This window comes from Stenotrophomonas sp. STEN038, from assembly GCF_056759895.1.
The window spans coordinates 1-23,365 of sequence record NZ_JBRRDW010000005.1; the positions used below are offsets into that span (position 1 = coordinate 1).

Genomic DNA, 23,365 nt, shown 5'->3' on the forward strand with positions numbered 1-23,365 from the left:
CCTTCGGCAGATCAATGGCCGGCGTGACCACCGGCGTCTTCTTCTTGCGTGGCATACATGCTCCTTGGCAGCATCATGGTATGCCTCTCACACAAAATTTCTGACACCCTCGATCGGCAGCAAGATGTCGTTCCTGGATCAGCGTGCGTTCTTGAACCTTGCCTACTTCTACAACAAGTACAAGGACATCCAGCTCTCGGTGTTCACTTCGTACACGCTTCCCAACGGCAGCCAGAGCTTCTTCGGCGACTTCACCAACGCAGGCAAGGGCACCGTGCAGGGTGTGGAAGTGGAATACCAGTTCCTGCCGACCAAGCATTGGCTGATCAGCGGCAATATTGCCTGGTTGGACGCGAAGTACGACGAGTTCATGAGTGGTGGTGTCAATGTCGCCGACACGCAGTACTTCACCAATGCGCCGGAGTTCTCGGGTGCATTCAACGTGGAGTACCGCACGGATCTGGCCAACGGTGGCAATCTGTCGGCACGGGTGGGTTACTCGTACCAGTCTGAAGTATGGCCGACCACCGACCTGAGCCCGGTGATCAAGCAGGATGGCTACGGCTTGTTGGGCGCAGGCGTGATCTGGAAGCTTGACGATGCCTGGTCGCTGTCGTTGCAGGGCAGCAACCTGACCGACAAGTCGTATCGCACCACTGGCTACAACATCGGTGCCTATGGTGTGCTGACGGGTTTCTACGGTGCGCCACGCCAATACACTCTGACTGCGCGCTACGACTTCTGATCCAGGTTCCGGGGCAGGAAACTGCCCTGGACTTGCTCGAAGTTGACGGAGCCCTTTCTCTGCGAAGCAGGGAAGGGGCTCTTGCTTTTGAAGTGGTCGTTGCTGCGGCTACAGCTGTGACTGCTGCTGCTGTTGCTGTTGCTGTTGCTGTTGCTGTGGCTGTGGCTGTGGCTGTGGCCGTTGCTGTTGCTGTTGCTGTTGCTGTTGTTTGAAAGCCCCTCTCCCGTTCACGGGAGAGGGGCTGGGGTGAGGGCAGCTCTTGCGGTTGGCTTGTTAGCTTTGCCCCTGACCCGCGTCAATCGAGGAAACTGCAGAAGAGGTTGTTTGCTCCGATTTGTCGCTCTGAAATGAAGTCAAATGCAGAAGCTTGGGAATTCCATGCTGCTAGTAATCCGCACCCTCACCCCAACCCCTCTCCCGGAGAGAGAGGGGCTATGCGCATGCACCGCTTCATCCTTACCCGCTAACTCCGTATCCTGCCAAACAGCTTCCGGGAAACGCATTCCATGTTGAGTCTGGTAACCGTGGCCTTGGCGGGCCTTGCCTGGCTGGCCTTGATGTTCGGCGTGGCCCTCTACGGCGAACGTCGGCCAACCGCATTTGCCCGCCACTGGCGGCATATCTATGCGCTTTCGCTGGCGGTGCACTGCACCTCGTGGACGTTCTACGGCACCGTCACCCAGGCCGCACGTCATGGCTGGCCGCTGCCGCCAACCTTCGTCGGCGCGATCCTGTTCTATGCGCTGGCCATCGGCGTAATGATGCGGCTGGTGCGGCTGGCGCGCGAAACCAATGCCACTTCGCTCGCCGATCTGATCGCCGCCCGGCTCGGGCGCGATGCCTGGCTGGCGGCAACGGTGACGCTGGTGACCGTGCTTGGCTTGATTCCGTACATCGCGCTACAGCTCAAAGCGGTGGCGATGAGTTTCGGCATGATCACTTCACGAGCCGTAGAAGCCGGGCAGGCCGGTTCGATCTGGCAGGACAGCGCCTTGTATGTGGCACTGGCGATGGCTTTGTTTGCCATGCTGTTCGGTGCGCGCCGCGCCGATGCATCCGAACACAATCGCGGCCTGGTGCTGGCGATGGCGGCCGAATCGGTATTCAAGCTGGGCGCGATGCTGGCGCTGGGTGTGTTCGTCTGGCTCGGCTTGAAGGGCGTGCCTGCGGCACCTGTAACGCCCGTCAGCGCGCCCGAAGGTGGCTTCATCCCGCTGGTGATACTTGGTGGACTGGCGATGTTCCTGCTGCCGCATCAGTTCCATATCGGTGTGGTGGAATGCCGCGATCCTGCCGATGTGCGCACCTCACGCTGGTTGTTCCCGTTGTATCTGCTGTTGATCGCGCTGCCCATCCTGCCATTGGCACGCGCCGGTACGGTGCTGCTGGGCAATAGCGTGCCTTCCGACATGTACACGCTGGCGCTGCCGTTTGCTGCTGGCCATGAAGGGGTTGCCCTGTTTGCCTTCCTCGGTGGCCTGAGTGCGGCGACCGGCATGGTGGTGGTCAGTACGCTGACCCTCAGCCTGATGATCGGCAACCATTGGTTCGCGCCAGGTCTGGTGCGCAGCGCATGGGCGCGCGCCGGTGGTGGCGATCATCGACGCGAGCTGGTGTGGCTGCGACGCGCAGGTATCTGCGTGATCATGCTGCTGGCCTGGGGCTATAGCCGCTTGATCGGCGGTGGCAATGTGCTGGCCGATATCGGAGCGGTTTCTTTCTCTGCAATGGCGACCCTGGTGCCAGTGCTGGCGTTCGCCATCTGGCGCCCGCAGACGCCACCGCGTGCTGCCATTGCCGGTGTGGTCGCCAGCTTCGCCACCTGGGCCTGGGTGCTGTTGCTGCCCTCGCTGTTGGAAAGCGGCGGGCGTACACCGACGTGGCTGCAGCAGGGGCCGTTCGGGTGGCAGTGGCTTGCCCCGCAAGGCCTGTTTGGCCTGACCGGCTGGACGCCGTTGGGCCGGGCAGTGGGGGCTAGTCTTTTCGTTGGCACGGCGGTGACCTTGCTGGCGATGGCATGGCGTCGGGATACGCCGGACCGGATTAGTCGCAATCTGGATGCCGATACCTTGCGCAATGCTGGCCGTCGCTTCCTGCCTGACGAGCGCGTGCAACAGTTGTTGGCGGATGCGCCGCGCAGTGGTGCGGTGCCAGCATCGATCGAGGCCAGCATCGAGCGCGAGTTATCGGCGGTGCTCGGTGCCGCCTCCGCGCGTCTATTGCTGGATGCCGCACGTCGCGAAGGGAATGAGCTGGCGACGGTGGCAGCCATCGTCAGTGAGGCGTCGCAGGATCTGCGTTTCAGCCAGCAGGTGCTGCAGGCCGCGTTGCAGAACATGAGCCAGGGCATCAGCGTGATTGATCGCGAGCAGCGGTTGGTGGCATGGAACCGCCCGTATGCACGCATGTTTGGTTTTCCGGATGAGTTGCTGCAGGTGGGGCGGCCAATCATGGACCTGACCCGCTGGGCGCTGCAGGCAATGCCGGTGCGCGGCGGCGATGAGCGTGCGGTGGACCGGCGGCTGGCCTTCATGCGCGCGGGCACACCGCACCTCACCGAACGCGTTTTCCCGGACGGCAGCATCGTCGAAATCCGTGGCAATCCCATGCCCGGCGGTGGCTTCGTCGCCACCTTCACCGATGTCACCGAATTCCGCCGCAGCGAGCGCGAACTCAAGCGCAGCAACGAGACTTTGGAGCAACGCGTGGGCGAGCGCACCGCCCTGCTGGAATCAGCCAAGCGCGAGGCTGAGCGGGCCAATGATGCCAAGAGTCGCTTCCTTGCTGCCGTGGGTCACGACCTGCTGCAGCCATTGCATGCCGCGCATCTATTCACCGATACGCTGGCGCAACAAGTGGAGTCCAGCCAGCAGCAACAGGCGGTGGTACAGATCCGGGGCGCATTGGATTCCACCACCGATCTGTTGACCGGGTTGTTCGATATGTCGCGACTGGAGGCCGGTGGTCTGGTGCCGCAACCACGCGATCTGCCGTTGGCTGAAGTGCTGGATCCCTTGGTTTCCGAGTTCCGCGCGCTGGCCACCGAGCGGGGGCTGGCGTTCCACTACATGCCTACTCGTGCATGGGTGAACAGTGATCCGCAGCTGCTGCGGCGGGTGCTGCAGAACTTCCTGGCCAATGCGGTGCGCTACACCAGTCAGGGTGGCGTGTTGTTGGGCGTACGCCGCGAAGCCGACTGCCTGCGGGTTGAGGTGCACGACACCGGTCCGGGCATTGCCAAGGAAGAACAGCAGCGCATATTCGAAGAGTTCCGGCGTGGCGAGGACAGCAGTGGCCAAGGACTCGGCCTTGGTCTGGCGATTGCTGATCGCATTGCCGGTCTGCTGCATGCACCGCTGCGCCTGCGTAGTGAAAAGGGGCAGGGCACTGTCTTCTCGGTGACTTTGCAGCGAGTGACCTCGCCGCAACTGGCGAACCTGCCACGCATACGCAATGCGGCAACCTCGGGTGGCGTGCCGGTGCTGGTGGTCGACAATGATCCCGCCGCCTTGCAGGGCTTGGCCGGTCTGCTGCGTGGCTGGGGCTACAGCGTGGCCGAGGCTTCAGGCGAAGCGCAGGCGGTGGCAACACTGCAGCAAACACCTGCGAGCTTGTGGTTGTTCGACTACAACCTGGACGATGGCGACACCGGCACTGCACTGCAGTTGCGGTTGGGCGAACGTTTTGGCGCAAGACCAACTTTGATTCTCAGCGCCGATGACAGTCTGGCAACGCGTCGTGAAGTGCTGGAGCAGGGACTGACCCTGCTGCACAAGCCGGTGCGGCCGCTGGCGCTGAAGTCGATCCTGGATCGGCTGTTGGCGGCGGATGCTTTGAGACCGGGAATCGGCAGCAAGGAATAGCTACCTATCTCGGCGAGTACGGCTGTCAGGAACTCCGGATCTCCGCATTCCCGCAATATGCCGCGTGCAAGGCTTGCATCACGCCCAGTGCCGGGCTGTCCGCCAGCGCGTAGTAAATGGTCTGTGCTTCGCGACGGGTGCTGACCAGAGCGGCTTCTCGCATCACCGCCAGATGCTGTGACAACGCAGACATCGACAGACCAACCTGTGCCTGCAATTCACCCACCGAAGCTTCACCCTCCACCAGGCGGCACAGCACGCGCAGCCGAGCCGGATGGGCCAGGGACTTGAGCAACTGCGCGGCCTGTTCGGCATGTGCCTGCATCTGTTCCATGTTCATCTCTGAAGGAGGCATCTGGGGCTGTGTGTCGGGCTTGTGCTTTGCGGGGGACTAGTTTAATTTAGAAAAGGCTAAATTAACAGTGAGACTCCCCATGAGCCAGGCGCAGATGTCATCAACCTTGGTCGAGCCGTTCTACGACAAGGACACTGGCACCTTCAGTTACGTGGCCTATGACCAGATCGGCGGCATGGCGGTCATCATTGATCCGGTGCTGGATTACGAGCCGGCTGGCGCGCGCATCAGCACGGTATCGGCCGATGTATTGTTGGAGTTCGTGCGAAGCAAGCTGCTGACGGTGGCTTGGATTCTGGAAACCCATGCGCATGCGGATCATCTCAGTGCCGCTGGCTATCTGGCCGATCAGCTGCAGGCGCCGGTGGCGATCGGTCGCGGCATCGTGCAGGTGCAGCAACACTTCAAGGCGGTGTTTGGGCTGGGCGATGAGTTCACTGCTGATGGCAGCCAGTTCGACCGGCTGTTCGATGACGGTGATACCTTCAACGTTGGTGCCTTGAGCGCGCGCGTGATCGCGACGCCGGGACATACCGGCGACAGCCTGACCTATGTGATTGGCGACGCTGCGTTCGTCGGTGACACCATGTTTGCGAGTGATACCGGCACTGCACGCTGTGATTTCCCCGGCGGCGATGCGCATCGCCTGTATGCGTCCATCCAGCGCATCCTGTCGCTGCCTGCCGATACCCGCATCTGCCTGTGCCACGACTATCCCGGCAACCGGCGCGAGGCGCAGGCACAGACCACGATCGACGAGCAGCGACAGAACAACGTGCATCTGAAGGGCGGTACCGACGAAGCGGCGTTCGTACAGATGCGTCAGCAGCGTGATGCCACGCTCCCTGTGCCGAAGCTGATCCTGCCCGCCTTGCAGGTGAATATCCGCGGCGGCCGTCTGCCGGAAGCCGATGCCAACGGTGTGCGCTATCTGCGCCTGCCGCTGGATCAGATCGGAAAGGCGCAATGAACAGCTGGATGCTGGCCTTGGCCGGTGGCGTACTGATCGGCAGCGCTGCCACCTTGCTGCTGTGGTTGACCGGTCGCATCGCTGGTATCAGTGGCATTCTTGGCGGCGTGTTGACGCCGCGTAGTGGTGAGGTCGCTTGGCGTGCCGCGTTCCTGATTGGCTTGATTGGCGCAGGTGCTGCGTACCTGTGGCTGGTGCCGGGTGCTTATGTGCCGAGACAGGGATTCCCGCCGTTGCTTCTGGTGATCGCCGGCCTGCTGGTTGGCTTCGGTACGCGCATGGGCAATGGTTGCACCAGCGGTCATGGTGTCTGTGGTCTGGGGCGCTTGTCGGTGCGATCGTTCGCCGCCGTGCTGACCTTCATGGCTACTGCGATTGTGACCACTTACATCGTGAGGCATGTGGCATGAGCAGCTTGCGCATCAGTTTGGCTGCCCTGGTTTCTGGCGCGCTGTTCGGGCTGGGGTTGGCGGTGTCAGGCATGACCGATCCGCAGCGCATCCTGGGTTTCCTGGATGTGTTTGGTGACTTCAATCCCGCGCTGCTGTTTGTGCTGGGCGGCGCGGTTGGAACGACGATGCTGCTGTTTCGCTTTGTCCTGCGCCGGCCGACACCTGTGTTTGCCGAGCGCTTCCAGATATCGGACCTGCGCAGCATTGATCGACGGTTGCTGATCGGTGCGGCTTTGTTTGGTATTGGCTGGGGATTGGCTGGCTATTGCCCGGGGCCGGCGCTGGTTGGCCTGGGTGTGTTGTCACCGGAGGCGCTGTGGTTTGTGCCGGCGATGGTGGTAGGTATGGTGTTGCACAAAGCGGTAAGTCGGAACACCGGTTTGTAGGAGCGGCGTCAGCCGCGAAGCTGGTATCGGTTCCGACACAGAACCAAGCGCAATCAGGCAGGAATGCGTGGGGTTGATCTGGCTGTGGGCTGCATGTCCGCTAGCTTCGCGGCTTACGCCGCTCCTACAAAGCTCCGGTCGGGATCACAGCGCCTGCCGCGCCGGATCGCTCAATTCCAGCTCACGCAGCACAACGCTGGCCTGGGTGCGGTTGCGCACGCCAAGCCGCTCGAAGATGGCGGACAGATGCGCCTTGACCGTGCGTTCCTGCACATCCAGACGGTCGGCGATCTGCTTGTTGAGCAGGCCTTCGGCAACCAGCGCCAATACGCGGAACTGCTGCGGCGACAGACTCGCCAGTCGTGCCGCCAGTTCGCTGTCATGGCTGGAAGACTGTGCACGCGAGACAGAAGCGCGCAGCGAAGCTGGCAGCCACTGCTCGCAGGCCATCACGCTGCGGATCGCTTCGCGCAGCTCGTTCAAACCCGAACTCTTGGGCAGGTAACCGGCGGCGCCGTGGTCGAGCGCACGACGCACCACGCGTGGGTCGTCATTGGCAGAAACCACGATCACTGCCACGCCAGGATGCTGGGCGCGGATTGCGGCCAGGCCGGCCAGGCCATGATTGCCCGGCATATGCAGGTCGAGCAGGATCAGATCGGTATCTGGCGCGGCATCCAATGCGGCCAGCACACCTTCCAATGATTCGGCCTCGCGCACCGTTAAGTCGCTGACGGCCTCGCTGGCAGCCTGCCGCAGGGCGGCACGGAACAGGGGATGATCGTCGGCAATCAACAGGCTGGGCATGGCGGTGCTAACAGGATGGAAGGAAGCGGGTGCCGGCTGCTCGGCAGCATGCACCCGGGGCAGTATGCCGTGGATTTCAGCCATTGCCCGCTTCCTCCTGCATTTCCAGACTTACTGCGCGGTCCAGCCGCCGTCCATCGGCATCGCCGCGCCGGTCAGGTTGTGCGCCTCGCGGCGGCACAGCCACACCACCATCGCGCCGATGTCTTCCGGCAGCGACATGCGCAGGCTGGGCTGCTTTTCTTCCAGCAGGGCACGCACGCCGTCGTCGCGGCTGCCGCCATTGCGGTGGGCCTGGATCTGCGGCTCGATCAGCGGGGTCTCCACCCAGCCCGGGCACACGCAGTTGACGGTGACGCCGCCGCTGTCGCGGCTGCCGGCAGCGGCATATTCCAGTGCGGCGACCTTGCTCAGGCCGACGATGCCGAACTTGCTGGCCACATAGGGGGCTTTGTTCTTGGAAGCGACCAGGCCGTGTACCGAGGCGATGTTGACCACCCGGCCGTAGCCGCGCTCGGCCATGCCCGGGAGTGCCTGCTGCATGGTGTGGAAGGCCGCGCTGAGGTTGATGGCGATGATGTCATCCCACTTCTGCGACGGCTGTTCGGCCAGCGGTGCGGCGTGCTGGATGCCGGCGCAGTTCACCAGGATGTCGATGTTGCCCCAGGCCTGCACGGCTTCGAGCATGTGCGCGATCTGCTCGGGTTTGCGCAGGTCGGCATCGAAGTGCTGTGACTCGCTGCCGGTATCGGTGACGCTCTTCAGCGCCGCCTCGATCTGTTCGGGGCTGCCAAGGCCGTTGATGGCAACACGTGCGCCGGCGCCGGCCAGGGCCTGGGCGATGGCCAGGCCGATGCCGGAGGTGCTGCCGGTCACCAATGCGGTGCGGCCTTGCAGGAAGCGGTCCATGGGGGGACTCCGATTGCTATGGGGGATGGTGGAAACGTAGCAGCCGCCGCGCTAAAAGCGTGTGGTACTTAAGTACGATGAGCCGGGTGGTGCCGCTCTGCTAGGGTGCGCCCATGAGCCAATCCCTACTGCGCGCCGCCTGCGGCCTATTCGTCGGACTGAGCCTGGCCTCCTGTGCCAGCGGCCCAGCATCCAAGTCCGTGGAGCCTTCCATGTTCAGCAACGAACTCCGCAGCGAACACCGCGGCAGTGACGATCTGCTTACCGCCGGGCTGGGCCTGGCCGGCCTGCGCAGCATGGCGCCGCCGGCCTTTGCCGATGCCAGTGCGCCGACCGTCGATGAGCTGCGTCGTCGGGCGCTGTGGGGCAGCTGGCGCGGCATTGCCGATCTTGCTCCGGGTGGTGGTTACGGCGAACTGTTCGGCAGCCTGCAGAGCGTGCCCGGTCGCGAGTATTCGGCGTTCGCGCGCCTGCCTGGCGCCAAGCAACCGCATCGCGTGCTGGCACAGGTGCCGGACAACTTCGATACCGGCAAGCGCTGCGTGCTGGTCGCACCAGCGTCTGGTTCGCGTGGCATCTATGGTGCTGTGTCGGTCGCCGCTGCCTGGGGCCTGCCCAAGGGCTGCGCCGTGGTCTATACCGACAAGGGCGCGGGTAGCGATTATTACGATCTGAACGCGCAGGCTGGCGTGCGTGCCAACGGTACGGTCGGCGCATTGGGCGAAGTGAACGATCTGGCCTTCGTGCCGGATGCGCCGATCAATGCATCGGGTGTGGCGTTCAAACATGCACACTCCAAGGACAATCCTGAGGCCGATTGGGGCCGGCACGTAAAGCAGGCCGCTGAGTTCGCGCTGCTGGCGTTGGCCGAGGCCTATCCGCAGGCTGCGCCTTTTACCTTTGAAAACACCCGCATCATTGCCGTCGGTATCTCCAACGGTGGCGGTGCGGTGCTGCGTGCGGCCGAGTTGGAAGGCGATTGGCTGGACGCCGTGGTGGCGGGCGAGCCCAGCATCTATTCCAGCGGCCCGGGCGCACGCGCGTTGTACGACTACACCACCGAAGCCGCGTTGTTGATGCCGTGCGCGCAGCTGCACATGAGCAACCTGCCGCAGCCGCCGCTGACGGCTGCGCTGCAGGCCGGTGCCGCAGTGCGCTGCGCGACGTTGACGGCCGAAGGCGTGATCAGCGGTGCAACGCCGGCTGCACAGGCGAAGTCGGCGTACGACCTGATGTTGAGCAAGGGCTGGACGGACGCATCGGTGCGCGCTGGCGCCCTGTCGACCGGCTTCGACCTGTGGCGCGCGATTGCCGCGACCTATGCATCGGCTTATGGCCGTTATGGCGTGGGCGAGCATCCCTGCGGTTTCAACTTCGCCGCACAGAACCCGGATTTCTCGCCGCGTGCGGCAACAGCCGTCGAACGTGCAGCATGGATCTCCGACGGCAGCGGCATCCCGCCGGGCGCTGGCGTCGGCCTGCTCGACAGCAAGGTCGCCTTGCCGGACCTGACCTATGCCGGCCTGAAGTGCCTGCGTGGCCTGTGGGACGGGCAGGGTGAAGACGCCAAGCGCGTGCAGGCGGGCATCCAGGCTACACACGCAGGCTTGCCGCGCAAGGGCCTGCCGGTGATGGTGGTGCACGGTGCCGATGATGGTCTGATTCCGCCGGCTTTCAGCAGCGCGCCGTATGCGGCTGCGGCCAAAGCTGCCGGGCGCGAGGTGAGCTATTGGAAGGTGCAGAACGTGCAGCACTTCGATGGTTTCCTCGGCCTGCCGGATTACGGCTCGCGTTACCTGCCGCTGTTGCCGTATGTGTACGAGGCGTTGGATCGGGTGCAGGCGCGCTTGGACAAGGGCACGGCATTGCCGGCCGATGCCGTGATCGCGACCACCCCGCGAGCGGGCAAGCCGTTGATGGCTGAGAACCTGGCGATGCCGAAGTAAGGGAGGCTTTTGCCCCCTCCCTTTGCCGAAGGCAAGGGGAGGGTTGGGGAGGGGTTGGCTTTAGCTCTGCGCTGTTGGCTCTGTGGCTTCGCGGCTCACGCCGCTCCCACAAAAAAGCAGTCGCTGCGCGCTGATGGCATCATTGCCCGATGCACACACTGAACTCTCCTTCCCGCGTCATCCCCTCCGCTCTCTACCAGCGCGAGCGCTGGCGCAATGGTCTGGGCTGGACGCGCGAAATCCTGCGTCTGCCCGAGCAGGGTGACTGGCAACTTCGTCTTTCCATCGCCGAGATCGAACAGGATGCGGCCTTCTCCGCTTTCCCCGGTGTAGAACGTGAGCTGGTGCTGCTGCAGGGCGAAGGCCTGCGCCTGCGCTTTGCCGACGGCCGTTGCGAAACCCTGCTGCCGCCGTATCAGCGTCTGCGTTTTGCCGGCGAGGCTGAGCTGGTTGGCGAGTTGGTCGACGGCCTGACCCAGGACTTCAATCTGATGTGGCGCCGTGATGCCTTGCAGGCTGAACTGCTGCATCGGCCGCTGGTCGGGCCCATGTTGTTTTTCACCGAGCCGCAGGCGGCATGGGCGATCCATTTGCTGGCGGGGCAGGCCGAGTTCGAAGGTGGTGTGCTGCCGGCAATGTCGGCGGGCGATACCGCATGGTTGGCTGCCGGCGAACGGCAGCGCTACACGCTCAGTGGTGGCGGTGAATTGCTGGCGATAAAGGTGGCCCCGACGGTGCCAATGTAGTGCCGAGCCATGCTCGGCATGGGCATTACCGGGAAAGTCCCTGCCGAGCATGGCTCGGCACTACGTTTAGGATTGCTTGTAATGCTTCTGCCGAGCATGGCTCGGCACTACAGGTGGATTTCCGATCAGTAGACGTCGCGGCGATAACGCCCGGCGATGCGTAGTGCTTGATGTGCATCGGCGCCGATCGCATCGATGATGACCTTGTCCACCGCCGGGGCCATGCCTTGCAGGCTGCCGCAGACCAGGATGGTGGCGCCGTCGTCCAACCATTGCCGTAGTACATCGCTGTGCGCGGCCAGTGCATCCTGCACGTAATGGAACTGGCCATCGTCGCGGCTGAAAACCGTGTCCAGCCGCTCGATCGCGCCTTCGCGCTGCCACTGCTGCAACTCTGCACCGAAATGGAAGTCGTGGGCCGCATTGCGTTCGCCGAACAGTAACCAGTTGCGCTGTGCACCAGCATCGATGCGGGCGCGCAGGTGCGCGCGCAGGCCGGCAATGCCGGTGCCGTTGCCGATCAGGATCAGCGGAGCATCATTGCCCGGCGGATGGAAGTTGCTGTTGCTGCGCAGGCGCAGATCAATGCTGTCGCCGATAGCGGTGTAATCGCAGAGCCAGCCGCTGGCGAGGCCGGGTGCTCCATCTGGACGCAGTTGCCGACGCAACATCAGCTGCAGGCTGCCTTCGCCCGGCATCGAGGCAATCGAGTATTCCCGGTGCGGCAGTGGTTTGAGGCTGGCGGCAAGTGCGTTGACGTCGCGGCTGTGGGCGCCTTCGGGCAGATGGGATTGGGCGAGGGCATCGCGCAGGGAGCGGCCATCGGCAAGCATCGCCGCAGCGTCGAAGCCGTTCGCCTGCAGCCACTGCGTCACTGCAGCGGCGGACTGACGCGGGCCGATTTCGGCGATGTCGCCGGCCTGCCAGGTCTGCAGCTTTCCGTCCGCGGGCTGCAGCTGCAGGTGGAATACCTTGCCGCCGATGCTGCCTGGATTGAGGACTTCGCGCCCGCGCAGCAGCCACGAGTGATAGGCCGGTGCACTCCAGTCGGTGGCGTTGGCGGCTTCGCCACCCAGCTGGCCGAGCAGCTGCTGCCAATGACGCAGCGCGTCGGCATCGGCGTTGTCCACTTCCACCGTATCGAACAGCGGTTGTGCACCATGCGTGCGCAACCACTCATCGAGTTGATGGCCGAATGCGCAGTAGTGCTCATAGGTCTTGTCGCCGAGCGCCAGCACGGCGTATTGCAGCTGAGGAAGCTTCAAGGGCTGCGGCATTACCCGGCTCAGGAAGGCGAGTGCATGGTCGGGCGGATCGCCTTCGCCGGTGGTGGCGGCGATGAACAAGGCCTGGCGGCTGTTGCCGAGCAGGGCAGCATCGACCTGGTCGATGGCGCGCAGTCGGATCTTGTGACCTGCTGCGCGCAGATGTGCGGCGGTACGTTGTGCCAGCTGCTGGGCAAAGCCAGTCTGGCTGGACCAGGCGACCAGGATCGGTGGCTCCTTGCTGTCACCGCTATCGTCATCGCGTTGGCGGGTGCACCACCACAATGCGAAACAAGCTGCCGCATAGATCGCCACCGCTGCCAATGCCATCCACCATTGCGGTGCCAACGGCGCGGCCGGCCACCAGCGCTCGCCCAGATGCAGGCGCAGCAGCAACAGCGCGATCAGCAGCAGGCCGAGGCCAACGGCGAGATTGCCGAGCAGTGCACGCGTGGAACGGTTGGGATTCATTGCGTGCTTGCGTCCAGGTAACGCTGGAAGGCGGGGGTCATGGTTTCCACGAGCCCAGTATCGGCGCGGGTGATGAAACGTGCAGCTAGATCATGTTGGTTGGCGAAGGCCAGGCCTTCATCGGCGCCTATCACGGTGAGTGCGGTTGCCCAGGCATCTGCGTGCATGGCGTCACGCGCGATCACCGTGACCGCTGCAGCGGCACGGCTGACTGGTGCGTGGCTGCGTGGATCCAGCGTGTGGCTATAGGACACGCCATCGCGTTCGAACTGGTGCCAGCGGTCGCCGGAAGTGGCTACCGCCAGATCATCGAGCGCCAGCACGCGCGGCGGATACTCTGCGCCCGCATCTTCTTCAGGCGCGGATTCGACCAGCACGCGCCAGGGCTGGCCATCGGGTTTCAAGCCGTAGCCATGCAGTTCACCGCCGACTTCGACCAGCGCGGCAGTGATGCCGATACGACGCAGCCAGCGGCTGACCAGATCTACGCCATAGCCTTTGGCGATGGCCGACAGGTCCAGTTGCAGGCCGCCGGGTTGCAGCGCGCTCTGTGTCTGCGGTTCCAGCTGCAGTTTGTTCCAGCCGCAGCGAGCGGCGACCTCGGCCAGATGCGCGGAACCAGGTACGACCTGCGCGCCCGCATCGGCGCCAAAGCCCCACAGCGCTACCAAGGGGCCGATAGTGGGATCGAAGGCGCCAGCGCTGCGTTTGGCGACGTCGCGCGCGGTGCTGAGCACGTTCCAGAAATCATCGGGTAATGCATGCCAGCTGTTGGCGGCGGCACGGTTGTAGCGGCTGATGTCCGAGTCGGCTTCCCAGGTGCTCATCTGCGCGACCACGCGATCGAGCTCAGCCTGGATGCCGGCATGCAGCGGATGCAGGTCACGGCTGCGCGCAACGACCAGCTTGACGCTCCAGCTGGTGCCCATGGTGTGGCCGCCAAGGGCGGCGATGTCGGAGTTGGAAGACATCGGTATCGGAAACTGTCTGGGTGCAGTTGGTCCCTTCTCCCGCAGGCGGGAGAAGGTGCCCCGAAGGGGCGGATGAGGGGAGCTTTTGCTTTTGTGGGTCTGCCGCGGCTTCAGGAGCCCGGCTTCGGCCTTACCCTCACCCCAACCCCTCTCCCGGCGGGAGAGGGGCTTTGAGCAAGAGCCTTACTGCGGCAGCACTTCCAGCGTGCCTACGTAGCTCAGGCGACGGACGGCGGCCTGCGGGATCGAGGTCTTGTTGTCCTCGGTGCCGGTTTCCAGCCAGTACATGCCAGCCTGCGGCCAGGTCACCGAGAACTCGCCGTTGGCGTCGGTGGTGACCTTGATCTCTTCCTGGGCGTTGCGGTAACGGGTGCCACCACGGGTGATCTCGACTTCCAGGCCAGCGTGCGGCTTGCCATCAACCAGCAGCTTGAACTTGGCCTGCTCACCGGCGAACAGGTCGTTCGGGTGGCCCAGGGCAACCAGTTCCATGCCCTTGCCGGTCGGCTTGAGCGCGGTGTCGTTCGGCTTGCCGTTGGTGACGAAGGTCTCGATGCGACCGGCGGTCTCGGAGACCTTCAGGTCCTTGGCGTCCTTCGGCACTTCGGTGGCGAAGGTGGCGGCGTTACCGCGCCAGCGCTTGGGCTTGCCGTCTTCCTGCCAGTTGGCCGACAGGCCGGCATTGACGGTGGCCAGGCGGTAGGTGCCCTGCTGGGTCAGTTCGACGTCGAACACGCTGCGGTACTTGCCGGTGGCCGCGTTCTGCGGCTGCACGGTGCTGCCGTCCGGTGCGGTGATCACCAGGTTGTCCAGGCGCAGCGGCACGTGGTTGAAGTAGAACAGGTCGTTGGACACGGCCGCGTCCACGGTGATCCACGGGTTGGTACCGGCAATCACGGTCTGCGACGGCTGCAGCCAGGCCTTGTGGGCGGCGGCGGAGAAGGGCAGTACGGCGGCGATGGTGGCAGCAAGCAGGAGGGAACGCTTCATCGGTTGGCTCCGTTGGTAATGGGGATCAGGGCTTGACGGCAAGGGTGATGGTGCCCAGCTCGGAGGTGCCTTGGGCACGGCCGTTCTGCGCGGTACGGGCCGGCCAGGTGAAGGGAATCTTGACCAGTTCGCGGCCGCCGACTTCACGTGCGGCTTCCACCACCAGCGAGTACTGGCCGGCGGGCAGGGCGCGCAGCTGCGGCTGGCGGTCGCTGAAGCTGAGCTGGTGCTTGCCGACCGGACGGGTCGGGCCGGTGACGCCATCGACCGGCACCTGCAGGGTGCGGCCGCTCTTGCGCCACCACTGGCGCAGGTCCGGCAGCCACTTGGTGCCGTGGCCTTCGGCGGTGTCGCGGAGCTGGTACCAGACCGACAGGTTGGCGGCGACCTGCTGGTCGGCACCTTCGATCCACACCGCGACATACGGGCGGTGGTACTCGGCCACGTTGAGCTTGGGCACTTCGACGTTGACATCGAGGCTGGCGGCGTAGGCGGCGGGAGCGGTGGCGATCAAACCGCTCAGGGCGATGGTCAGGGTGACGCGCATGGTGCGACTCCGGAGAGAAAGACGGTCAATGGATGAGGAGCAGGGCGATCAACAGCGGAATCAGCAGGCCCAGGCCGACCAGCGGCCAGGTCATGCGCCGCTGCCGCGCATGCAGGTGCAACAGGAATAGACCGGTGATGCAGAACACCAGGCAGGCCACCGCGAACACGTCGAGGAACCAGCCCCAGCCGGGGCCGGCATTGCGGCCCTTGTGCAGGTCATTGAAATAGGAGACCCAGCCGCGGCGAGTTTTCTCGAACTCCACCGCGCCGGTTTCGCGGTCGATGCTCAGCCAGGCATCACTGCCGGGGCCGGGCATGGACAGATAGATTTCTTCCGGCGACCACTCGGCCTCGCGGCTGCCAATGGACACCTCCAGACGATTGGACAACCAGTCAGCGACGCGCGCCGGCAGCGGCGCATTGCCGTCTTCGCGATCACCCAGGGCCTTGAGCACCGGGGCGGGGAGTTCCAGCTGCTGGTTCTGCACCTGCGGCTTGGCTTCGATCTTGGACGCGTGGTTCAAGGTGATGCCGGTCAGGGAGAACAACAGCATGCCGATCAGGCAGACCGCCGAGCTGATCCAGTGCCACTGATGCAAGGTGCGCAACCAGAAACCACGGCTGGCCTGTTGTTGCACGGTGGTGGCGGTGCTGCGGTCTGCGGACACGGGAATCGGGATTATGAAAGGACGACGATTAGAGCACTAATGAGAATGATTCGCAATTTGTGCAGGTGCTTCGCCCCCTCCCTTTGCCGTAGGCAAGGGGAGGGCCGGGGAGGGGTAGCTTTTGATCTGGCTTTTGCTCTGGTTCTGGACTTGAAGCCAGAAGCAAGATCAAAGGCTACCCCTCCCCAACCCTCCCCTTCACTTCGTGAAAGGGAGGGGGCGGTTCTGCTTGTGCTGGTAACGCTTGAGGATGTGCGGCGTTGACACTGGGAACCCCTCTCCTGCGCTGCGCACAAGGGAGGGAGTACAGCGCTTAGAAGCTCAGGTTCACGCTCAGCCAGAAGCTGCGCGCCTTGTCCTTGTTGTTGAAGTTGTCTTCGAACAGAACCTCGTTGGTGGCGTCACCGTAGATGCCGCTGCCGTCCAGATCATTGAAGCGGGTCTGGTAGGTGGTGAAGTCGCGGTCCAGCAGGTTGTTGATGCGGGCGTTGATCTTCATCCACTGGGTGGCCTGGAACGAGGCGCCCAGATGGAACACGGTGTAGTCCTTGAAGTACAGCTCTTCGCCGGTCACCGCGCTGACGCCGCTGAAGCGCTTGGAGCGCGCTTCACCCGTCAGGAACAGGTTGAAGCGGTCGCTGACCTGCCAGTCGAAGGTGGCATTGGCCATGTGCTTGGCACTGTTGCCCAACGGCAGGCCCTTCTGTGCGCCGCTCTTCTGTTCGCTGTCGGTATAGGTGTAGTTTGCGCGCAGGCCGAAGCGTTCGCTGATCTCCCAGCGGCCAGCAACTTCCGCACCCTGGATCACCACTTCGTCGATGTTCACCGTCTTGCTGCTGGTGGCATAACCCAGATCGGCGTACTCACCGGTGCTGGTGCAGGCCAGGGTCAGGCCGGCGCCGCAGGGCTGCGAGGAGATCTTGTCGTCGAACTTGTTGTGGAACAGGGTGGCGTTGAAGTTGTGGCCATCCGGGTGTTGCCAGTACACCGCCAGTTCGGTGCTGGTGCTGGTTTCCGGCTTCAGGTTCGGGTTGCCGAACATCGGCGAGGTGCCCTGGCCGCCAAAGCCGGTGACGCCGTCATACAGCTGGGTGGTCTTGGGGGTCTTGAAGCCGGTGCTGACACCGCCCTTGACCGTCCACTGCGGGTTGACGGTGTACACGCCGTACAGGCGCGGGCTCAGGTGGTCGCCGAATACTTCATGGTCGTCGAAACGCAGGCCGTAGGTGATGGCCAGCGGCTCGATCACGGTCCAGGTGTCCTCGGCGAACAGCGAGTACATGTTGTGTTCCTGCTTGCGGCCCGGATCGCCGGCTTCGGTGCCGAACACGCCGTCGGTCAGTTCGCCACGGATCACCTGGGTGCCGAACACCGCAACGTGTTCGCCGGCAGCCTGGAACGGCATGTCGACCTTGGCGTCCAAGGTGTACTGCGCACTTTCCAGTACACGCTTGGGGCGCGGCAGGAAGGTGGAAGCGGCCAGCGCACGGCGGTCGGCCAGGCTCATGCCGGCGTAGGCACCGGTGCCATCGATCATCTGCAGCAGGTGCTCGCGCTCGGCAACGGTGAACGGCATGGTGCGGCCGTCGTTGTTGGTGGCCACATGCGCCAGCGAGACGAAACTGTTGCCGAAGCCCCACTTGCCTTCGTGGGTCAGCGCCCAGGCATCGCGGGTGAATTCCTGGCTCGCGCTATAGCCAACGCGCGGATCGGCGCGTCGTGCCCAGGTGCCACCACTGGCGCTGCAGCGGGCGGCAGTGGTGCCCACACCATTGCGGCAGAAGTTGCTGCTGCGCCAGATGCTGCTGATGCTGTCGACCGTACCGACCGGGTATTCCTCTTCGCCGTTGTCGTTGATCTTGATCGAGTTGTCGTACTCCTGGCGCGAGGTGTCGTAGTCCAGGGTGATGGTCTGCGCCTCGGTCGGGGTCCATGCCAGGGTGATGCCGCCGGCCTTGTTGGTGTTGTCCACGGTCTTGCCGCCAGCGCCAAAGCCAAGTGCGCGGTTGTGCTGGTTGCCGGCCGGGTCGGTCACCGAGGAGTAGGTCGGGTTGGAGGCGTCGCGGTCATACCAGCTGGCGCGCGCGCTGAGGTTGAGCGTGCCCGGCAGCAGCGGACCGGTGACGAACAGGTCGACGGTACGGTCATCGCCGAACTCGTCGTTGGTCTCGAAGCTGCGGGCCAGGGTGGCGGAGCCGTGCCAGCTGTCCAGGGTGCGCTTGGTGATGACGTTGATCACGCCGCCCATTGCATCGGCGCCGTACAGGGTGGAGGCGGGGCCGCGGATCACTTCGATGCGCTCGATCGCATCCAGCGGCGGGATGTGGTTGAACTGGTTGCCGCCGAAGTTGTTCGGGTAGATGTCGCCGTGGTTGTTCTGGCGGCGGCCGTTGATCAGGATCAGGGTGTAGTCCGAGCCCATGCCGCGCATCGAGATGCTGCCCTGGCCGGTCTTGTCGCGGGTTTCGCCCACGTCCACGCCTTCCAGGTCACGCACGGCATCGAGCAGGGTGATGTACGGGCGCTTGGCCAGTTCTTCCTGGGTGATGACCGAGATGCTGGCCGGGGCATCGGTGATCTTCTGCTCGAAGCCACTGGCGGTGACGACGACCTTGTCCAGCGTGGTTGGCGCGCCGCTGCCGTTGGCATGGGCGCTGGCGCTGATGGCGCCGAGCACGGCGAGGCTGAGCAGGTGGCGGGAAACGGACACACGGTGACGCTGGCGCAGGGCCATGGGAATACCTCGGTCAAGGAAATACGCGTTGCAGCCGTCAGCACCGCAGGCGCGCACGCGTGCAGGGACGAGCTGGGAAGAAGAGAGGGGTGAAGCGGAAACGACTACGCGCGGAGCGTCAGCTCAGCGGTGGGGCCTGCCCGCGTTGCTGGCGCGGACTGGCCAGCGCATGGGCAATGACCGGCGCCGAGGCCGGGATGAGCATGCGGATGGGAGTGAGATCGTCCGCTGCGGACAGCAGCTGCTGGACGCTTGGCAGGGGCAGGGCGGCGCGTGGCGCGCGCAGCTGTGCTACCCGGCGCAGCTTGGCCGGGCTTTCTTCTTCCAGGTGGCGTTCGCCGCCTTGACGTTCTTCCGCCGGCTCCGACGCGTGGCCGTTCTGGGCCAGGCCGAGCCGGGAAAACTGGGTGCCGCTCTGGCATAAGGCTGCCAGCAGCGACAACAGCAACAGCATGCACAAAGCCAGCGGACGCAGGCTGACAGCGCCAGAAACGGCGTTGTGCTGTGCGTGCTGGCGCTGTGATTGCTGCATTCGTATCTCCGGATTGCGGACGCGGCGACAGGGGCCGGCGTTCGCGGTGCGGCATTGTAGATACGATTCGTTAACTTTTGCAAATGAGAATTGCTATCAACTTGACGTTTATCAAGCCGTTCCTGCCATGCGCTTCACTGCGGGAACTGTGGTGACTCGGGTAAGTGCAGTTCTGTGGCCCGGGTAAGCGCAGCGCACACGGGAGCACGAATTGCCCGGTCTTCCAGGCTTCCGCCAAGCGCCCCGGGTGCGCTGCGCTTACCCGGGCTACGGTCTTGTTGCCGCTTCGCGTTGAGGCCGGGGGGGGAAGGAGTTCAGGTCTCAGCCCACTGCCGCAGCAGGTTGTGATAGATCCCGGTCAGGCTGACCAAGGACGGGTGTTGCGGGCAATCCTGGGTCAGCTGTTGGATGGAGGTATCCATTTCCCAGAGCAGGCGCCGGTGCGCATCGTCGCGGACCATGCTCTGCACCCAGAAGAATGAGGCCAGCCGCGCGCCGCGCGTTACCGGCTGCACCTTGTGCAGACTGCTGGACGGGTACACCACCAGATCACCGGCCGGCAGCTTCACTTCGTGCTCGCCGTAGGTGTCGCTGATGATCAGTTCGCCGCCGTCGTAATCCTCCGGCTCGCACAGGAACAGGGTGCAGGAGATGTCCGAACGGATATGCGTGCGTTGTGCGCCGTGGCCGACGCTCATTACCGAGCCATCGACGTGGAAGCCGTATTCGCCACCGCCGGTATAACGATTGAAGCGTGGCGGCAGGATCCGCAGCGGCAGAGCCGCGGCGAAGAACAGGGGATTGCGTTCCAGCGCGCCCAGAACATGCTGGCCCAGTTCGGCCTTCAGTGGTGAGGCATCGGGCAGCTGCAGGTTGCGTTTGACCTGCGCACCTTGATGGCCAACGGTCTCGCGGCCATCAGCCCAGTCGGCCGTTTCCAGTGCACGGCGGAAACCGGCCACTTCCTCGGCGCTGAGTACATTGGGTATGTGCAGCAACATGGCGGTCTTTCCGAAAAGGGCGCAGGGGAGTGTAAGCCCCTGCGCCCATCTGATCAGAAGCGGAAGTCCGCGCTGAACATGAAGGTACGCGGGGTACCCGGGGTGTAGCGGTAACCGCTCTTGTTGATCGCGGCGACGTACTGCTTGTCGAACAGGTTGTAGGCGTTCAAGCGCAGCACCAGGTTGTCGTTGACTGCATAGGACGCCACGGCGTCATACACGGTGTAGGACTTGACGAAGGCCGGCGTGCCCTTGGCACCGTCGGTACCGCGATGCATCTCGCCGGAGTAACGCACGCCGCCGCCGATGGTCAGGCCGAACGGGAACACGTAGCTGGTCCAGCCGGTGAAGGCATCATCCGGGGTGTAGGTCAGGTTGTTGCTGCCATCGGCGGTCACCAGGCTGCCGGTGTCGACCTGGGTGTTCATGTGGGTATAACCGGCAGAGACCGACCAGTTGTCGGTGATTTTGCCGACGGTGGAGACTTCAATGCCTTCCACGGTCTTCTGGCCGTTCTGGAAGTAGCCGTCGGCGGCGCTGCCGGTGATCTCGTTGGTGACTTCGGTACGGAACAGGGCAACGTTCAGTGCCAGTGCGTCATCCAGGAACGCCCACTTGGTGCCCACTTCGATGGTGCGGGCTTCCTGCGGATCCATGTTGATGTTGTTGACGTTGCCAGCGGTTTCGTTGAGCTGGAAGTTGTTGCCGCCCGGGGGCTGCTGCGAAATGGCGTAGTTCGCGTACACGCTGACGGCGTCGTTGGGCTTGTACAGCGCACCGACCTTCCAGTTGATCAAGGTATCCGAATCATCGAACGACGGCAGCGCGATCAGGGTGCCGACCGGGCGACCGGCGCAGTTGGCGGCGGTGCACAGCGCCGTGCTGCTGTACTCGGTCTTGTAGTGATCGGCACGCAGGCCAGCGGTCAGCATGAAGCTCTCGCTGAACTTCAGGGTGTCGAACACGTACAGCGAGGACGTGGTGGTCTTGCCGTCGGTGTGGACGCCGGTGCGACGGGTGGTCAGGCCGGTTGCATTCCAGTCCGGGTTGTACAGGTTTGCCGGGCCCCAGCCAGCGCCAGCGGTGCCGGCCTTGCCCCAGGACTTCTGCTGTTCCTGGGTGAACTCCACGCCCGTGCTGACGTTGTGCTGGACGCGGCCGGTGACGAAGTCGATGCGCAGGTTCAACTGGTCGGTCAGGATCGTGTTTTCCTGATCCTTGTAGGTCAGGTTGCTGCGATTCATCGTGTAGGTGGACAGGTCATTGATATTCGTCCACTTGATGTTGCCGGCCTGCTGGTTGGCAGCGGTACCGCCGGTGGACATGAATGCCGTCAGCAGATAGTCCTGCTCGGTCTTGCCCCAACGCGCGGTGTTGGTCAGCTTGAACGTGTCGGAGAAATCATGTTCGAAGCGGAAGGTCGCCTGCTGCGAGGTCACGTCATCGTGGTCGTAGCGGGTGCCGTAGAAGTTTTCCGGATTCACCGGATGGCCGGCCAGCTGCTCCAGGCCCGGCTGCGGGGTCCAGCCCGGCAGGCCGATGGTCGGCACGAAGCCGTCGGGGATGTTGTCCTGCTTCAGGTACTGCAGGTTGAGGAAATAGCGGGTGTCGGTACCCAGGCCGAAGCCGAATGACGGCGCAAAGCCCCAGCGCTTGTTGTTGACGTGGTCACGGCCGGCCACATCGCTGTCCTGCCACATGGCGTTCAGGCGCAGCGCAGCGGTGGCGCCCAGGGTCTGGTTCCAGTCGGCGGTAGCGCGCTGCTGGCCATCGGTGCCGGCGGTAAGGCTGCCTGCGATCGCATCGCGCAGGTTGGCCTGCTTGCTGATCATGTTGATCGCGCCGGTGGGCGCGGTGCGGCCGATATCGGTACCGGCCGGGCCTTTCAGTACTTCGACCTGCTCGGTATTGAACACGTCGCGCGAGATCGAGCCCAGGTCACGGATGCCGTCGACCAGGATGCTGCTGGAGCTGTCGAAGCCGCGCATGTAGACGGTGTCACCGGTGCTGGTGTTGCCGTTCTCACCTGCATAGAAGGTGCCCACGCCGGCGCTGTTGCGCAGTGCTTCGGTCAGGGTGGTGGCACCCTGCTGGTTGAACAGGTCGCTGGTGATCACCTGGATGGTCTGCGGGGTGTTCTGCAGGGTCTGGGTGTATTTGTTGGACGCAGACTTCTCGGCCTTGTAGCCGTTCATTGCATGCACCTCGACCTGGTCCAGGGTCTTGGCTTCCTGGGCGCTGGCCAGGCCAGGCAGGGTTGCCAGGCTCAGACCGGTGATCAGGCTGGCGGTGGTCGATGCCAGGACGCTGATGCGCGGCGCGGTGCTGCTGTGCTTGCGGCTTTTGATATGGGTCATGGTGATGATCGGTAGTGAAAAGGGAGAAGTAGGACGACCGCCGCAGCCGGTTGGCGCGGAGGCAGGGGAACGGATCGGTGGGGCGAGCCATGCGGCACGGCGCAGGCGTAGAACGATGAGCAACAGAACGACGGGCCGCAGAGCGCGTCCGTGTCAGCTGGTCAGGCGCGCGGCGGGGCGTGGCCGGGATTGAGCAGCAGATAGGGCGCCAACGGATAGCGTTGGGCGCGTTCAACCGCGTGCTGCAGCAGCGTGTCGCTGGCGGCAGTCACGAATACGCGGCTGGGGGTAAACAGAGCCAGCGGAACCGGGCTGGACAGCGTCGCTGCCGGGCGCGGCCGGGTCAGGCGGGAGGACTCGCCGCCGGATTCGCTGATGGCGGCCATCTCCAGCGGCTGCTGCGGGTGACCGGGTTCAGGCGAAACCAGTACCTGGTCGAACGCTTCCATTGCCAGCGGGGCGGTGACCACGGCCTTGGCCTGGAGCGCGACGGCCCAGACCAGCAACATGCCGAACACCAGCATCAGCCAAGGCAGGCGCTGTCGCACGGTGGCGACAGTCAGCGTTTGAGCCTTGGTGGACGGGGAGGACATGGGGAAAAGCGCAGACCGTTAATTTCGCGTTATCGCGGCAGATGCGCATCTTATT

The 23,365-nt window shown here is 64.0% G+C and carries 20 protein-coding genes and 1 pseudogene; 8 read left to right on the top strand and 13 right to left on the bottom strand.

Features of this window, described 5'->3' with window-relative positions:
- Positions 1-112: 112 nt before the first annotated feature.
- The 3 genes and pseudogenes from ACVOLS_RS03025 to ACVOLS_RS03035 form a co-directional block, all read left to right on the top strand.
- Positions 113-745, top strand: a pseudogene (locus ACVOLS_RS03025) (TonB-dependent receptor domain-containing protein); the annotation flags it as partial.
- Positions 746-777: 32 nt separating this feature from the next.
- Positions 778-957, top strand: a complete 180-nt coding sequence (locus ACVOLS_RS03030) for a hypothetical protein (RefSeq protein ID WP_481544423.1) — start codon at positions 778-780, stop codon at positions 955-957.
- 294 nt (positions 958-1,251) lie between these two features.
- The gene (locus ACVOLS_RS03035) at positions 1,252-4,608 is read left to right on the top strand and encodes a hybrid sensor histidine kinase/response regulator (protein ID WP_481544424.1); all 3,357 of its coding nucleotides are present in this window, start codon (positions 1,252-1,254) and stop codon (positions 4,606-4,608) included.
- 25 nt (positions 4,609-4,633) lie between these two features.
- Here ACVOLS_RS03035 and ACVOLS_RS03040 read toward each other — a convergent pair whose 3' ends face one another.
- Positions 4,634-4,942: an ArsR/SmtB family transcription factor gene (locus ACVOLS_RS03040; RefSeq protein ID WP_481544425.1), complete on the bottom strand. Its 309-nt coding sequence runs from the start codon at positions 4,940-4,942 to the stop codon at positions 4,634-4,636.
- A 100-nt stretch (positions 4,943-5,042) separates the two neighbouring features.
- On the opposite strand from ACVOLS_RS03040, the gene ACVOLS_RS03045 reads away from it, so the two are divergent.
- The 3 genes from ACVOLS_RS03045 to ACVOLS_RS03055 are packed head-to-tail and all read left to right on the top strand — an operon-like array spanning position 5,043 to position 6,771.
- Positions 5,043-5,933, top strand: coding sequence for an MBL fold metallo-hydrolase (locus ACVOLS_RS03045; protein ID WP_481544426.1), 891 nt, complete (start codon positions 5,043-5,045; stop codon positions 5,931-5,933).
- Entirely contained in the window at positions 5,930-6,343 is a 414-nt protein-coding gene (locus tag ACVOLS_RS03050) for a YeeE/YedE family protein (protein ID WP_481544427.1), read from the top strand. Before ACVOLS_RS03045 ends, ACVOLS_RS03050 begins: the two co-directional genes overlap by 4 nt.
- Positions 6,340-6,771, top strand: a complete 432-nt coding sequence (locus ACVOLS_RS03055) for a DUF6691 family protein (protein WP_481544428.1) — start codon at positions 6,340-6,342, stop codon at positions 6,769-6,771. The genes ACVOLS_RS03050 and ACVOLS_RS03055 overlap by 4 nt, the downstream gene beginning before the upstream one ends.
- A 144-nt stretch (positions 6,772-6,915) precedes the next feature.
- On the opposite strand, the gene ACVOLS_RS03060 is transcribed toward ACVOLS_RS03055, so the two are convergent.
- Complete coding sequence (locus ACVOLS_RS03060) at positions 6,916-7,578, bottom strand: response regulator transcription factor (RefSeq protein ID WP_481544527.1); 663 nt, start codon at positions 7,576-7,578, stop codon at positions 6,916-6,918.
- A 111-nt stretch (positions 7,579-7,689) separates the two neighbouring features.
- Positions 7,690-8,487 (bottom strand): 3-hydroxybutyrate dehydrogenase, encoded by a 798-nt coding sequence (locus tag ACVOLS_RS03065; protein WP_481544429.1) that lies wholly within the window; start codon positions 8,485-8,487, stop codon positions 7,690-7,692.
- 113 nt (positions 8,488-8,600) lie between these two features.
- Here ACVOLS_RS03065 and ACVOLS_RS03070 point away from each other — a divergent pair, with 113 nt between their 5' ends.
- Complete coding sequence (locus ACVOLS_RS03070) at positions 8,601-10,433, top strand: 3-hydroxybutyrate oligomer hydrolase family protein (protein ID WP_481544430.1); 1,833 nt, start codon at positions 8,601-8,603, stop codon at positions 10,431-10,433.
- Positions 10,434-10,582: 149 nt separating this feature from the next.
- Positions 10,583-11,179 (top strand): HutD/Ves family protein, encoded by a 597-nt coding sequence (locus tag ACVOLS_RS03075; RefSeq protein ID WP_481544431.1) that lies wholly within the window; start codon positions 10,583-10,585, stop codon positions 11,177-11,179.
- Positions 11,180-11,304: 125 nt separating this feature from the next.
- On the opposite strand, the gene ACVOLS_RS03080 is transcribed toward ACVOLS_RS03075, so the two are convergent.
- From ACVOLS_RS03080 to ACVOLS_RS03125, 10 genes are all read right to left on the bottom strand, one after another.
- The gene (locus ACVOLS_RS03080; RefSeq protein ID WP_481544432.1) at positions 11,305-12,915 is read right to left on the bottom strand and encodes a sulfite reductase subunit alpha; all 1,611 of its coding nucleotides are present in this window, start codon (positions 12,913-12,915) and stop codon (positions 11,305-11,307) included.
- Positions 12,912-13,892: an FAD:protein FMN transferase gene (locus ACVOLS_RS03085; RefSeq protein WP_481544528.1), complete on the bottom strand. Its 981-nt coding sequence runs from the start codon at positions 13,890-13,892 to the stop codon at positions 12,912-12,914. Before ACVOLS_RS03085 ends, ACVOLS_RS03080 begins: the two co-directional genes overlap by 4 nt.
- A gap of 177 nt (positions 13,893-14,069) precedes the next feature.
- Entirely contained in the window at positions 14,070-14,876 is an 807-nt protein-coding gene (locus ACVOLS_RS03090; RefSeq protein ID WP_481544433.1) for a DUF4198 domain-containing protein, read from the bottom strand.
- Between the two features lie 25 nt (positions 14,877-14,901).
- Complete coding sequence (locus tag ACVOLS_RS03095; RefSeq protein ID WP_481544434.1) at positions 14,902-15,423, bottom strand: DUF2271 domain-containing protein; 522 nt, start codon at positions 15,421-15,423, stop codon at positions 14,902-14,904.
- A 25-nt stretch (positions 15,424-15,448) separates the two neighbouring features.
- Complete coding sequence (locus tag ACVOLS_RS03100) at positions 15,449-16,093, bottom strand: PepSY-associated TM helix domain-containing protein (RefSeq protein ID WP_282272918.1); 645 nt, start codon at positions 16,091-16,093, stop codon at positions 15,449-15,451.
- A gap of 313 nt (positions 16,094-16,406) precedes the next feature.
- On the bottom strand, positions 16,407-18,827 hold the full coding sequence (locus ACVOLS_RS03105; RefSeq protein WP_481544435.1) for a TonB-dependent receptor domain-containing protein: 2,421 nt from the start codon (positions 18,825-18,827) through the stop codon (positions 16,407-16,409).
- A gap of 118 nt (positions 18,828-18,945) precedes the next feature.
- A complete protein-coding gene (locus ACVOLS_RS03110; protein WP_481544436.1) occupies positions 18,946-19,359 on the bottom strand; it encodes a hypothetical protein in 414 nt (137 codons plus the stop codon).
- Between the two features lie 314 nt (positions 19,360-19,673).
- Positions 19,674-20,360: a Fe2+-dependent dioxygenase gene (locus ACVOLS_RS03115; RefSeq protein WP_481544437.1), complete on the bottom strand. Its 687-nt coding sequence runs from the start codon at positions 20,358-20,360 to the stop codon at positions 19,674-19,676.
- 53 nt (positions 20,361-20,413) lie between these two features.
- Positions 20,414-22,717 carry a catecholate siderophore receptor Fiu gene (locus tag ACVOLS_RS03120; protein ID WP_481544438.1) on the bottom strand — a complete coding sequence of 768 codons (2,304 nt, stop codon included), beginning with the start codon at positions 22,715-22,717 and terminating at the stop codon, positions 20,414-20,416.
- A gap of 161 nt (positions 22,718-22,878) precedes the next feature.
- Positions 22,879-23,310 (bottom strand): hypothetical protein, encoded by a 432-nt coding sequence (locus tag ACVOLS_RS03125; RefSeq protein ID WP_481544439.1) that lies wholly within the window; start codon positions 23,308-23,310, stop codon positions 22,879-22,881.
- Positions 23,311-23,365: the final 55 nt, after the last annotated feature.

Excerpts from the sequence above, each read along its gene's own strand:
- ACVOLS_RS03125 (WP_481544439.1), bottom strand. The coding sequence starts at position 23,310 with ATGTCCTCCCCGTCCACCAAGGCTCAAACGCTGACTGTCGCCACCGTG.
- ACVOLS_RS03115 (WP_481544437.1), bottom strand. The coding sequence starts at position 20,360 with ATGTTGCTGCACATACCCAATGTACTCAGCGCCGAGGAAGTGGCCGGT.
- ACVOLS_RS03065 (WP_481544429.1), bottom strand. The coding sequence starts at position 8,487 with ATGGACCGCTTCCTGCAAGGCCGCACCGCATTGGTGACCGGCAGCACC.
- ACVOLS_RS03075 (WP_481544431.1), top strand. The coding sequence starts at position 10,583 with ATGCACACACTGAACTCTCCTTCCCGCGTCATCCCCTCCGCTCTCTAC.
- ACVOLS_RS03110 (WP_481544436.1), bottom strand. The coding sequence starts at position 19,359 with ATGCAGCAATCACAGCGCCAGCACGCACAGCACAACGCCGTTTCTGGC.
- ACVOLS_RS03105 (WP_481544435.1), bottom strand. The coding sequence starts at position 18,827 with ATGGCCCTGCGCCAGCGTCACCGTGTGTCCGTTTCCCGCCACCTGCTC.
- ACVOLS_RS03035 (WP_481544424.1), top strand. The coding sequence starts at position 1,252 with ATGTTGAGTCTGGTAACCGTGGCCTTGGCGGGCCTTGCCTGGCTGGCC.
- ACVOLS_RS03050 (WP_481544427.1), top strand. The coding sequence starts at position 5,930 with ATGAACAGCTGGATGCTGGCCTTGGCCGGTGGCGTACTGATCGGCAGC.
- ACVOLS_RS03080 (WP_481544432.1), bottom strand. The coding sequence starts at position 12,915 with ATGAATCCCAACCGTTCCACGCGTGCACTGCTCGGCAATCTCGCCGTT.
- ACVOLS_RS03095 (WP_481544434.1), bottom strand. The coding sequence starts at position 15,423 with ATGCGCGTCACCCTGACCATCGCCCTGAGCGGTTTGATCGCCACCGCT.
- ACVOLS_RS03055 (WP_481544428.1), top strand. The coding sequence starts at position 6,340 with ATGAGCAGCTTGCGCATCAGTTTGGCTGCCCTGGTTTCTGGCGCGCTG.
- ACVOLS_RS03070 (WP_481544430.1), top strand. The coding sequence starts at position 8,601 with ATGAGCCAATCCCTACTGCGCGCCGCCTGCGGCCTATTCGTCGGACTG.
- ACVOLS_RS03060 (WP_481544527.1), bottom strand. The coding sequence starts at position 7,578 with ATGCCCAGCCTGTTGATTGCCGACGATCATCCCCTGTTCCGTGCCGCC.
- ACVOLS_RS03120 (WP_481544438.1), bottom strand. The coding sequence starts at position 22,717 with ATGACCCATATCAAAAGCCGCAAGCACAGCAGCACCGCGCCGCGCATC.
- ACVOLS_RS03045 (WP_481544426.1), top strand. The coding sequence starts at position 5,043 with ATGAGCCAGGCGCAGATGTCATCAACCTTGGTCGAGCCGTTCTACGAC.
- ACVOLS_RS03040 (WP_481544425.1), bottom strand. The coding sequence starts at position 4,942 with ATGGAACAGATGCAGGCACATGCCGAACAGGCCGCGCAGTTGCTCAAG.
- ACVOLS_RS03090 (WP_481544433.1), bottom strand. The coding sequence starts at position 14,876 with ATGAAGCGTTCCCTCCTGCTTGCTGCCACCATCGCCGCCGTACTGCCC.